Annotated in this window: 9 protein-coding genes; 8 read left to right on the top strand and 1 reads right to left on the bottom strand. The window is 42.6% G+C overall.

The window, feature by feature from the left end; genetic code table 11:
• The first annotated feature begins 3 nt into the window (after positions 1-3).
• The 8 genes from tssC (at position 4) to Xbud_RS05835 (ending at position 11,330) form a co-directional block, all read left to right on the top strand.
• Positions 4-1,506 carry a type VI secretion system contractile sheath large subunit gene (gene tssC, locus Xbud_RS05870; protein ID WP_099135188.1) on the top strand — a complete coding sequence of 501 codons (1,503 nt, stop codon included), beginning with the start codon at positions 4-6 and terminating at the stop codon, positions 1,504-1,506.
• Positions 1,507-1,659: 153 nt separating this feature from the next.
• Entirely contained in the window at positions 1,660-2,139 is a 480-nt protein-coding gene (locus tag Xbud_RS05865) for an Hcp family type VI secretion system effector (protein WP_099135187.1), read from the top strand.
• A gap of 88 nt (positions 2,140-2,227) precedes the next feature.
• A complete protein-coding gene (locus Xbud_RS05860) occupies positions 2,228-3,979 on the top strand; it encodes a type VI secretion system-associated FHA domain protein (RefSeq protein WP_099135186.1) in 1,752 nt (583 codons plus the stop codon).
• A gap of 75 nt (positions 3,980-4,054) precedes the next feature.
• Positions 4,055-4,609: a type VI secretion system baseplate subunit TssE gene (tssE, locus tag Xbud_RS05855; RefSeq protein ID WP_099135185.1), complete on the top strand. Its 555-nt coding sequence runs from the start codon at positions 4,055-4,057 to the stop codon at positions 4,607-4,609.
• A gap of 26 nt (positions 4,610-4,635) precedes the next feature.
• Positions 4,636-6,510, top strand: coding sequence for a type VI secretion system baseplate subunit TssF (gene tssF / locus Xbud_RS05850; RefSeq protein WP_099135184.1), 1,875 nt, complete (start codon positions 4,636-4,638; stop codon positions 6,508-6,510).
• A 25-nt stretch (positions 6,511-6,535) separates the two neighbouring features.
• Positions 6,536-7,576 carry a type VI secretion system baseplate subunit TssG gene (gene tssG, locus Xbud_RS05845; RefSeq protein WP_099135324.1) on the top strand — a complete coding sequence of 347 codons (1,041 nt, stop codon included), beginning with the start codon at positions 6,536-6,538 and terminating at the stop codon, positions 7,574-7,576.
• 92 nt (positions 7,577-7,668) lie between these two features.
• Positions 7,669-10,311 carry a type VI secretion system ATPase TssH gene (gene tssH, locus Xbud_RS05840; RefSeq protein ID WP_099135183.1) on the top strand — a complete coding sequence of 881 codons (2,643 nt, stop codon included), beginning with the start codon at positions 7,669-7,671 and terminating at the stop codon, positions 10,309-10,311.
• A gap of 50 nt (positions 10,312-10,361) precedes the next feature.
• On the top strand, positions 10,362-11,330 hold the full coding sequence (locus tag Xbud_RS05835) for a serine/threonine protein kinase (RefSeq protein ID WP_099135182.1): 969 nt from the start codon (positions 10,362-10,364) through the stop codon (positions 11,328-11,330).
• Between the two features lie 102 nt (positions 11,331-11,432).
• Here Xbud_RS05835 and tyrR read toward each other — a convergent pair whose 3' ends face one another.
• Positions 11,433-13,016, bottom strand: coding sequence for a transcriptional regulator TyrR (gene tyrR, locus Xbud_RS05830; RefSeq protein ID WP_099135181.1), 1,584 nt, complete (start codon positions 13,014-13,016; stop codon positions 11,433-11,435).
• Between the last annotated feature and the right edge of the window lie 42 nt (positions 13,017-13,058).

Genomic DNA, 13,058 nt, shown 5'->3' with positions numbered 1-13,058 from the left:
TTGATGAGTACGACTGAACAAGAAAACCTGGCTCAACAAGAGCAGGCACCGAAAGAATATACAGTTGATGAATTAAGTGTATTGCTCGGTAAGGAATTCCGTCCGCAAAGCGATCAGACACGTGATGCCGTTGAAAATGCGGTAAAAACCCTGGCCCAGCAGGCACTGGAAAATACCGTCACCATCTCTGGCGATACTTACCGTACTATCCAGTCATTGATTGCTGAAATTGATACCAAAATATCACAACAGATGAATCATATCCTGCATTATGATGAATTCCAGACACTGGAAGGCGCATGGCGTGGGCTGCATTATCTGGTTAATAACACAGAAACCGATGAAATGCTGAAAATCCGTGTGATGTGCCTTTCCAAAAAAGAACTAAGCAACACGCTAAAACGTTTCAAAGGAGTCAGTTGGGACCAAAGCCCACTCTTTAAGAAGATCTATGAAGCAGAATACGGTCAGTTTGGTGGTGAACCTTTCGGCTGTCTGGTAGGCGATTACTATTTTGACCACACCGCGCCGGATGTTGAACTTTTGCGTCAGATATCACAGATTAGTGCCTCTGCACACTGTCCATTTATTTCAGGGGCAGCCCCAAGTGTTATGCAAATGAAATCCTGGCAGGAGCTAGCTAACCCCCGTGATCTCACCAAGATTTTCCAGAATACGGAATATGCCCCCTGGCGTAGTTTACGTGAGTCAGAAGATGTACGTTACATCGGATTAGCACTACCACGTTTTCTGTCCCGTTTACCTTACGGTGCTCTCACTAATCCCGTTGATAATTTCAACTTTGAGGAAAATACCGAAGGCCCCACTCACGAAAATTATACCTGGGCAAATGCCGCTTACGCCATGGCGGTCAATATCAACCGCTCCTTTAAACTATATGGCTGGTGCACGTCCATCCGCGGCGTAGAATCCGGTGGCATTGTTGAAAATTTGCCTTGCTATACTTTTCCCTCTGATGATGGCGGAGTGGATATGAAATGTCCTACCGAAATTGCCATCAGCGATCGTCGTGAGGCTGAATTAGCCAAAAATGGTTTTATTCCACTTTTGCACCGTAAGAATACCGATATGGCCGCCTTTATCGGTGCCCAATCGCTGCAAAAACCATCAGAATATTATGATCCTGACGCTACAGCAAATGCCAACCTCTCCGCTCGTCTGCCTTATTTATTTGCCTGCTGTCGTTTTGCTCATTACCTGAAATGTATTGTACGCGACAAAATCGGGACTTTTCAGGAGCGTAGTGATATGGAACGTTGGTTGAATGAATGGATCACTCATTATGTTGACGGTGACCCGGTCAATTCATCACAGCTTACCAAGGCGAAGAAGCCACTGGCAGCCGCAGAAGTCCTGGTCGAAGAAATAGAGAGCAATCCGGGATATTATCAAGCTAAATTTTTCCTGCGACCCCATTATCAATTAGAAGGATTAACCGTTTCTTTACGTCTGGTTTCAAAATTACCCTCATTAAAAGGAGCATGATACTAAAAAATTATTTTATCTAAGCAAAATCAAAAATTATCTCGCACAGTGGGGCTTCCAGTAACAATACACATGCATTTCTAGACGTATATACGCACTCCAATACATCTATTGGATTCAATCATCCCATTCAACTCTATTAAGGCAAAGATTATGTCTAACAACGCGTTTATTACTTTTACTGGCATTAAAGGTGAATCAGGTGACGATACCCATAAAGAATGGACAGCCGTCCATGTTTTTGAACTGGGAATGACTAATGAAGTTTCTACAAATACCCAGTCTAGCGGATTGAGTTCAGGTATAGTTACCGTTCCTGGTATTACTGTAGGCCTCTTCTTTGATAAATCATGCATAAGTTTATCTAATTATTTGACGATAGGTAAACATATCAAAGAAGTTAAAATTGAAGTAATGCGACAAGGAGGTGAAAACGTACTTTGGCACAGTATAGTCATGACAAACGTTATGGTAGCAAGCACATCGCTCGGATTTTCATTTGATCAATATATTTCTACTGTTAAGTTGGCCTTCCAAACCCATAAAGAAAGCTACTATCCTCTGGACTTCACAGGTAAAAAAGGTGCTGAAGTCACCTATGGATGGGATTCTTTCGCTCATAAACCACTCTAATTACATAATTGACTACCCGATAACCTCCCTGAAACAGGGAGGTTATTTCTACTAATCTATCCTTATCAAAAAATAGGGATCTACGCTTATGCGATTCACCATTGTTAAAAACAGCGGTACAAATCAACCCATACAATTGAGTTATGACTTTTCGCCTCCGGGGGGAACTATCGGTCGCAGCAAAGACAATAACTGGATTTTACCCGATGAAGAACAGGCTATTGCCCGGCTTCAGGCCGTCGTTTCTATTTCTGCTGATGGTGAGTGTAGGATTACCAATCGTGGCTCTGCATCTGAGCTGTTACTAAACACAATACCATTGGCTCCGGATCGCCAGGTTGAAATCCGCGATGGTGATGTATTGAATATTGGCGACTATCAGATTCAGGCAGTTGATATCAATAAAAGTGCGCCTCCGCAAGCAACTACCCGGGTTATCAATACGGAATCCCAATCGGCTACCAACTGCTCAGGCATTCCCAATGAGATCTGGGATGGTCTGGAACAAATTTTCACTGCCCCCGATACTTCGTCCTCCCCTAACAGATATCAGGCAACATCAGAGGGGAATGACAATAACCCACTACTCAAATCCCAACAACAGGAAAACGACGAACGTAACCCAATTGATCCATTGGCACAAATTGAAAACACAACCGATTTAGAGACACTTCAATTACGGGCGACCGATCCCGTGACTATGTTCCACTCAGATGCCCTCTTCCAACAGGAAGATATTCTGAATAACAATACACCCACAACATTATTCCAGTACGATGACCAGGAAATTGACGACCCGCTAAACTTGATGTTAGATAATGCCGTACCACTAACATCACCTGATAACCCAAAAATTTCCGATTCTCAGTTTGCTCCTGTATCACAGCCCATATCTGCTCAGGATAAACAATCCATTGCTCAGCCACCTTCTTTACCTTCACTCTTCACAACAGAAGAGATATCTAAGGAACTCAGTAAAGATTTAGCCAAAAATTATACAGGTATAGAAGAAGCCAAAACAAAAGAAAATATTTTTCCTCCTTTTCCCCCTGTTCCTTCAAATGAATATCCTGATTATCAGGCTAGCGCTAATCACCAGACTCATATTAAGCACCAAGTGAGTAATGCTAATAATTCCCTTCACATCACTCATGACAATCATGCTTATGAACGGCTTGGTATTGATCCAATAAGCTATAGTTCCGCTAACCATCAAACAGACGGGATCAAACTGGAGGGGAAATTACTGGCATCTCTATTAGAGGGAATGGGACTCAAAAATCTTCACCAACCACAATTTGATGAACACCGCATGTATCAATTAGGTCTGTTTATCAGCCAGTTATCTCAAGGGGTCGTCGCACTCAATACTTCACGCACGATGCTGAAACGGGAAGCTGATGCGGATATGACTCAAATGCTATTGGATGCCAATAATCCATTTAAGCTATTACCTTCTGGTCAATCTGTTTTAGTGCAGATGTTTGGTGATCATATGCCTGGATTTATGCCTATTGAGCAGGCAACCCGCGATATTTTAATTGAATTACAAGCACACCAATTAGGAATGATTGCAGGAGTACGTGCCATTACGAGAGATATCCTGCAACTCTTCCATCCCGGAAATCTTGAGCAGAAAGCACAGGATGAAGGCGGCATGCCGCGTTTGTCTTTGTCGTCAACCTACAAAACATCATTGTGGGAATTTCTCACCAAATACTATCAAAAAACAGCCAATGAATTTGAGCAAAATTCAGTTCTGTTTGGTGAAAACTTCCTGCAAGCCTATGAAAAAGAGGTCAATAAATATAAAAGTTCTCAAAGTAAACTAAAAAAATAGGCAAATTAAAAATAGTTCATTGCCTCAGCAATCTTTCCCCTATTGCCCATTATCACTACGACCAATAGGTACTCCATGAATGACAATATAACTTTAATACATGGTGGTTATCATCGTCGGAGTAATGCCAAGCGTATCACTGCCAGAGACAGAATGCAGCCTTCCTTGCTGGATAGGCTCACTGATAACGACCCCGATAAGAAAAAAGAGGCAATCAGCAACTATCTGATATCACACAGTACATTACGACAAAATGTTCTGCGGGATTTACAGTGGTTGCTCAATAGCATCAACTGTGAATCCGAGCAAGATCTTACCCTGTATCCGGAAATACGCCGTTCTGTTTATAACTTTGGGCTGGAACCCCTGGCGGGTAAACGCATGTCTGAAATAGAGTGGGAAGATATTCAACATAAAATCATTAAGGCTATACATGTATTTGAGCCACGCATTATTGCCGATGAGCTTGAAGTGAGTTGTGTTTCCGATACTGATTCTCTGAACCTATACAATACATTATCCATTGAGATTAAAGGTTTTTTGTGGTGTGTTCCCTGGCCACTCGAATTCCTGTTCCGTAGTGATATTGATCTGGAAAACGGTTATTTCATTATCAAAGAAGCAGGGTAAAAACAGATACGAGAGGATACGGATACATGGATAGCAAACTTCTTGAATATTACAATCGTGAGCTAGTTTATTTACGTGAGATGGGCAAAGAATTTGCCGAACGTTATCCAAAAGTCGCTAATCGACTGGGTATGCATGGTATTGATGTTGCTGACCCTTATGTTGAACGACTTATGGAAGGTTTTGCTTTTCTAACTTCCCGTATTCAGTTGAAAATGGATGCTGAATTTCCAAATTTTTCCCAGCAATTACTGGAGATGCTCTACCCTAATTATCTGGCTCCTACTCCATCAATGACAATCGTCGAACTCCAGCCTGATACCAGTAAAGGGGATATCAGCCATGGATTTTTAGTGCCACGCGGAACGCTCATGCACTGTCAGACATTGAAAAAAGATGGCATCACATTCCAGTACAGCACAGCACAAGACGTTATTTTGCAACCATTACATTTGCAGAAAGTTGAACTGGGTAAACTCCCTGCCAACGTTCCTCTGGCAACTTTAAATCTTCACCAATCCGGTGCTATCAGTGCGCTGCGCATTCATCTCTCCTGCAAAGGAAAATTTTTCCTCAACGAATTGGATCTCAATAAACTAGTATTCTTTCTTTCAGGGCCGGATATTCAATCCCAACGATTGTTAGAATTGCTTATGGAACATTGCGTCGGCATAGTATGTCAGACCCTTGGTGATACTCCCCAATATCAAGTTTTACCTGATATTTCTCCACATCATGAAGGGTTTGATGATGATCAGTCATTGTTACCTAACGATCCGCGTACTTTCAGTGGCTATCGTCAGATCCAGGAATATTTCGCTTTTCCGGCACGTTTTCAATTTTTCAGCATTAGTGGCATGCAATCTCTGCTGGAAAAAACGCAAAAAGAGAGTGAATTTGAACTGATCCTGCTTTTGGACAAAATAGACATGGATTTGGAGCATCTGGTTGATGCCTCTTATTTAGCCCTCAATAGTACACCCGTAATTAATTTATTCCCTAAGTTGACTGAACGTGTGACGGTAGAAGAAAGTACTAATGAGTATCATTTAGTTGTCGATAATATCCGGCCTCTGGATTATGAAATCTTTTCCGTAAAACATTTGCATGGTGCAGATATTAAACACAGAGAAACACAAATTTTCAGACCTTTCTGGTCTACTTTCAGTGATGATAAAGGCAATTACGGTGCCTATTTTTCCGTGCGCCGTGATCCCCGCATTTTATCTGAACATGCCCATCATTACGGCACCCGAACCAGTTATATCGGTACAGAATCCTTTGTTTCTATTGTTGATGAACAACATTCTCCTTGGCCGAATGAACTCAAGTTCCTGACTGCCGATGTCATGTGCACCAACCGTGATTTATCTGCAATGTTGCGTCAACAAGATCTTGATAGCTTCGTTATGCTGGATTCTATCCCCATCAACCAGATTGTGTTTCTTAAAAGACCAACCATACCACGCCCAGCCTTAGCACAAGGCTCAATATCCTGGAAATTAATCAGTCACCTCCAGCTTAACTATCTAAATTTTATGGATAAAAATGATGAGCAAGGGACTCAGGCATTACGGCAATTACTCAGCCTGTATGCCAATCTTTCAGAACCAGCTATCGCCCGTCAGATTAATGGTATTCGCCATTGTTCATTAAAAACCATTTATCGGAGAGTCCCTGAACCCGGCCCGATCGTTTTTGCCCGTGGAGTCAGCATTGAGCTGGAAGTGGATGAGCAAGAATTTGCCGGCAACAGCCCCTGGTTACTGGGAAGTGTTCTGGAAAAATTATTCTCACGCCTGGTCACCATGAACTCTTTTACTGAAATGACTCTCTATAGCCAGCAACGTGGCAGGATCGGTTTTTGGCCGGCCCGGATGGGAAAAAAGAAACTGATATAGCCAGTATTTACAGATAAAAATGAATATGAGCGAAACAAGTGCCATTTCCATACATCGCATATGTCACCTGCCGGATAATTTTTGGCAGCAACTAACCCAGACACCGTGGCAATTCGATCTATTTCAGACCCTGCGCCGAATAGACGCCCAGTCCGGGGAGTATTATATGCTGGGTTCAGCCCCATTGCCGCGATACGACCTGCTGCGGTTAGGTCAAAAAGCATCAATGATATTCGCACCATCTACCATTGCTGAAGCCAAAAAACGCGAAAACTCAAAACTGTATGACATACTGATTTACAGTTTTGGCTTGTTCGGCCCGAATGGGCCATTGCCACTCCATATCACCGAATATACTTATGCGCGACAATATAACTATCAAGACCCAACACTGAACGCATTTGCCAATTTATTTCACCATCGGCTAATACTGCTGTTCTATCGTGCCTGGGCTAATTCCCAATCAACAGTGTCGCTTGATCGTCAGGATAATCAACGTTTCTGTCATTACCTTGCTTGTCTGGTTGGTATGGGGTTACCTGCTCAACAACAATCAGATTCAATTAGTGAACACGCCCGCTATTCGTTATCAGGCCATTTATCCCGGCAAGGGCATGGTGCGGAAGGGTTGGCGAAAATATTATTTAGTTACTTCAATATTCCATTAAAAGTTATACAAAATATTCCCCAATGGCTGAAAATTGAAACTCAGGATCAGGCGCGGTTAAAAGCCGGACGCAGTATGCCTCGTTTGGGCGAATCGGCCTTTTTGGGAATAGCATTATATGATGTTCAATATAAATTCCGCCTTGAACTCGGCCCGTTAACCCTAGCTGAGTATGAAGCGTTCTTACCAAACCAACCAAAGTCACTACAACTACGTGATTGGGTATATCAATATTTTGGGATCGAATACGCATGGGATATCCGCCTGATACTTAATCGAGCCGATATAAAAGGTATTCATCTGTCAGAGCCAGTAAAATTAGGATTAAGTAGCTGGCTTGGCAACATTGAACAGAAATCCCATTGTGGTGACTTAATCTATAATCCAGAATTTCACTGAATAACAATTTCAACAAACAACAATTTCACTAAACAACAATATAATCACTCTCTACAAAACACTGTCAGTAATAACATCACGGATTACACGCTATGTCAGAAATCAGCCGCTCCGTACTATTTGGTAAGCTTAACCGCACATTATTCACATCGTTAGAAGGTGCCACTGCTTTTTGTAAGTTGCGTGGTAATCCTTATGTTGAGTTAGTGCATTGGCTACACCAAATCATGCAGCAACAAAACTGTGATTTACAGAAACTTCTCCATCACTTCGGTCTGGATGAATCTGCGTTGACCAAAGACATTGTTACAGCACTGGATCGCCTGCCACGTGGTGCCAGCGCCATTTCTGACCTCTCAGAACATATTGACAGTGCCGTTGAACGGGCTTGGGTTTACGGTTCACTGAAATTCGGGGTTGATCAAATTCGCAGTGCCCATTTACTGATAGGCATATTGAAAACGTTCAATCTACGCAATGCGCTGAAAGCCATTTCTCCCCTGTTTGATCGCATTAATACAGATGTCCTGATCGATAATTTTCACGCAATATTCGACGGCAGTGATGAAGCTCAGGAGATCACAGCATCATCAACAGGTACACAAGGGGCAACAGCACAAACTGCAACAGGCTCAGCGCTACAACAATATGGTCAGGAATTGACGGCGCGGGCCCGTAATGGCGAGATTGACCCTGTGTCTGGGCGTGATGAAGAAATCCGCCAGATCATTGATATTCTGATGCGCCGTCGTCAAAATAACCCATTACTGACAGGTGAAGCTGGTGTCGGTAAGACTGCGGTAATTGAAGGATTAGCACTGAGGATTGCCGCAGACGAAGTTCCCCCTCCTTTACGAAATGTTCAGCTTTGGTTGTTAGATATTGGCATGTTACAAGCAGGAGCAGGTATCAAAGGAGAATTCGAATCCCGTCTGCGAAAAGTGATTGAAGAAGTGCAATCCAGTCCAACTCCCATCATTTTGTTTATTGATGAAATCCATACTTTGATTGGTGCCGGTGGACAGCAAGGAACTGGTGATGCTGCCAATTTATTAAAACCAGCCTTAGCGAGAGGTCAACTACGTACGCTTGGTGCTACAACCTGGTCAGAATACAAAAAATATATCGAAAAAGATCCTGCCTTGACTCGTCGTTTTCAGGTTGTGCAGGTTCATGAACCTGACGAAACCAAAGCTCTGATAATGCTGCGTAGTCTGGTCAATACACTGGAAAAACACCACCGTATTCTTTTATTAGATGAGGCAGTAGAAGCCGCAGTGCACCTCTCCCACCGCTACATCCCTGCCCGTCAGTTACCGGATAAAGCCATCGCATTACTGGACACAGCCTGTGCCAGAGTTGCTGTCAGCCAACATGCTGAGCCTCCTCAGCTAGAAAACTGCCGCCATCAGATAGATGCACTGAATGTTGAGCTGGAAATTGTGGAGCGAGAAGCAAAAGTCGGTATGGGTGACTCGCAGCGAGCAGAAAATATCCTCAATCAACTCGCCACTCTGGCAGAACAAAAAGAGCAGCTAGAAGCACGCTGGCAACAAGAACTTTCTCTAACAGAGAAAATTATTCAATTACGCATCCAATTAAATGAAGACCAAAATAATGATACCGCTACTCTCCATACTGAATTAACTGATCTGCAACAACAATTGGAAACTTTACAGGGGGAAGAGCCTCTCATTTTTTCGGCAGTAGACAGTAACGTTGTTTCCGCTGTTGTGTCAGATTGGACCGGCATCCCGCTAAGCCGCATGATGAAAGATGAAATCGAAGCCGTATTGCAGTTGGCTGATACACTCAGTCAGCGGGTGATTGGTCAGTACCACGCATTGGAAATAATCGCAAAACGGGTACGTACTTCACGGGCGAAATTAGATGATCCCAATAAACCGGTTGGTGTCTTTCTATTATGTGGCCCTTCTGGTGTGGGTAAAACGGAAACAGCACTCGCTCTGGCTGAAACACTATATGGTGGCGAGCAAAATCTCATTACCATCAATATGAGTGAATTTCAGGAAGCACACACCGTATCAACATTGAAGGGCGCACCTCCCGGCTATGTTGGCTATGGTGAAGGAGGTGTATTAACCGAAGCTGTTCGCCGCCGTCCTTACAGTGTTGTATTGTTAGATGAAATCGAAAAAGCACATCCTGATGTTCATGAGATTTTCTTTCAGGTATTCGACAAAGGCTGGATGGAAGATGGTGAAGGCCGACACATTGATTTTCGTAATACCATTATTATCCTGACATCCAATGTGGGAGCCGATTTAGTCAGTTCATTATGCCGCCAGCATAGCCAACAAGATAATAGCGTACCAGAGCCGGAACAGCTCAGTTCTGCATTACGTAAGCCATTATTAGACACATTCCCAGCAGCTTTATTGGGACGTTTATTGGTTATTCCCTACTATTCATTGAATGACGAAGTGATGACTAATATTGTCCACTTACAATTAGGGCGAATTCAAAAACGTTTACTGGAGAACCATGGCATTGCTGCAATATTTGATGACGCTATGATTGAAAATATTGTCAGCCGTTGTACTGAGGTTGAATCAGGTGGTCGTACGGTTGATGCTATCTTGACTAACACCATATTGCCACAAATCAGTCAACGGCTGCTCTCTGCCAGTGCTCAGGATGAACAATATAACCGATTACAAGTATCACTCGAACAAGGGGAACTTCAATTCCAGTTTTCGGATGATAATCAATAGATCCTGCATAACATCTTGTGTATACCCATAGGTTCAAGAGGCCATCTCCGATGCAGAATTCCTACTATAACTATTTTAATAACAGGCACCCATTATTGCAGGCATTACCTATTGGGTACTGCTTCAATGAGTTTGAAATTGAGAAGATTATAGGTAAAGGTGGATTTGGCATCGTATATAAGGCTTGGGATCACCGTAAAAAATGTGCTGTTGCCATTAAAGAATATCTGCCATCGGCAGTTGTGATCCGTCGCAATGATTTGAAATTAAACCTGCGTTGTTCAAGTCTGCAAAAGAGATTCAAAATCGGTCTTCATAGTTTTATGCGTGAAGCCCATATAATGTCTTACTTTAATCATCCATGCCTGCCCCGTTTCTTGCGTTTTTGGCAACAAAATAGCACGGCTTATATTGCCACTCCGTTTTACAGAGGCATAACACTAAAACTGTTGCAGTTAAAACACCCAAAGATCATTACACAAAACTGGCTGTGTCGTATTTTGTTTTCCTTATTTGATGCCCTCAATACGCTTCATCAGGCAGGCTATCTGCACTGCGATATTTCTCTCGATAATATTTTAATTCAGAACAATCAGTTACCAATACTGCTTGATTTGGGATCGGCCCGAAAAACAACAGAACATTTATCTGATGATGAAGAAATCACTGTCAGGTCTGGTTTCACGCCTTGTGAACAATACACTGCCAATGAAGAAGGACAGCAAGGCCCCTGGACTGATATCTATGCCTTAGGGGCTGTATTACATACTTTGATTGTCGGGAAACCACCACCCGTCAGCATTGTGCGCAGTATTGAAGATCATTATCAACCTTTAACCAAACGGTGCCCTACAGGTTATTCCTTATCATTTCTGCATGTAATTGATTGTATGTTGGCAATAAAAGTGTCAGACCGCCCGCCCTCTATTTCAAAATTAGCTGCGATGATAAAGCCCGCTATCATCCAAGCCTGTCAAATTCCCACATCGCATCTCCCATTCCTTTATCAAATCTCCTGACCTATCTGCCTTCAGGAGATCTGAGCAAGGAAGAGCAGCCGAAAATTATCTCCTGAAAAACGTTATCCCTCGGAGAAAGCCTGTAGTTTGCACAAACAGGCATTATTCATCACTCGAATCCAATTCAACTGTCTGTTTTTTTCCACTCAATCCATATTCACGCAGTTTATTGGCAATAGCGGTATGAGAAACACCAAGCCGTTTTGCCAACTTGCGGGTACTGGGATAATGGCGATAAAGACGGGTCAAGACAGAACGTTCAAAACGCTTACTGATTTCATCTAAAGAGCCAACCAGAATGTCTTCATTGATAAAGGCGGTTTCTGTTTCTAATTCCGGTAACTGAATATCTTGTGGGCTTAATTGGTTACCTTCAAGCTGCGTTAATGCCCGATAGATGGCATTACGCAACTGCCTCACATTTCCGGGCCAATAATAGCTACACAAGAATTGTTCCAGATCAGGTGAGAATTTGGGTTTTTCTACATCTTGCTCTCTGGCAAACCGGGTTGCAAAATAATTCGTCAATGGAATGATATCAGCCTGACGCTCCCGTAAAGGTGGCAAAGTGATTGTTAATACATTGAGCCGATAGTAGAGATCTTCCCTGAATTCCCCTTTTTGCACCAACTCAACCAAATTCTTCTGAGTGGCGCAGATGATCCTGACATTCACTTTAACTTCGTTATCCTCTCCAACACGACGAAATGTTCCATCATTGAGGAAACGGAGTAATTTGATCTGCATCTGTGGTGACATTTCACCAATTTCATCTAATAGAACCGTGCCTCCATTTGCCTGCTCAAAAAAGCCTTTTTTACCTTCCAGTGCATTCGGATACGCACCTGCCGCATAACCAAACAGTTCACTTTCTACTACGTCATCCGGCATAGATGCACAATTTAGTCCAAGAAAAGGTTGTTTTCCTCTTGCACTTCTCAGATGACACGCTTTGGCAAATTCATCTTTCCCTGTTCCTGTATCACCAATAAGCAACAAAGGCAGATCCAACATAGCAATTTTATGGGCCTGTTCAACGATATGAACCATCTTCGGACTGACAGCAACAATATCCTTAAAGGCCTGATCGTCATTCACTGTCAATTTTTTCTGCACAGGTTCCGCATAAACGGATGCACGTAGCATAATCACCGCTCCCACACATTTAACCTTCTGATTTTCATCAGTCAGTTGCATGGGAGTAATATCCATCAAATAAGATTTTCCTTTGATAGTTAACGTTGTCGAATGAGGCTGATGATGATCACTTTCCAACCAACGAAGGAAATTGTAATTACTGATAAGCTGGCTGATATTTTTTTGGCTGATTTTTCCTTTACTAATGCCAAACAATGTCTGGGATGCCAGGTTAGCCAAATCAATATTTCCTTTTATGTCAATGGACAAGATAGGCTCAGGCACAGACTCCAGTAATGTCCACATAGCTCTGTGCTCTTTTTCTGATGGCATAAAAGCCACTGTCCTGACATCTATCACACCATTAATACGGCGGATTTCTGCCATCAGCAGGCGAAAGGTATTGAAATCAATTTGAGTAAAACTAAGGTAAATACGACGCTCAGGAGAGATCTCAATTCCTTTCAGGTCAATATTTCTTAAAACCAATAAATCAAGTAACTCGCGAGTCAGCCCAATTCGATCCTGACAAGTAACTTCCAATCGCATTTATTCCGACCTTATTTACACAATGTTCATAGCCACCTGAAA

The sequence above is a fragment of the Xenorhabdus budapestensis genome, assembly GCF_002632465.1.
GTDB lineage: Bacteria > Pseudomonadota > Gammaproteobacteria > Enterobacterales > Enterobacteriaceae > Xenorhabdus > Xenorhabdus budapestensis.
The sequence above is the reverse complement of the archived record's forward strand: the minus strand, read 5'-3'. Positions and strand labels throughout refer to the sequence as shown.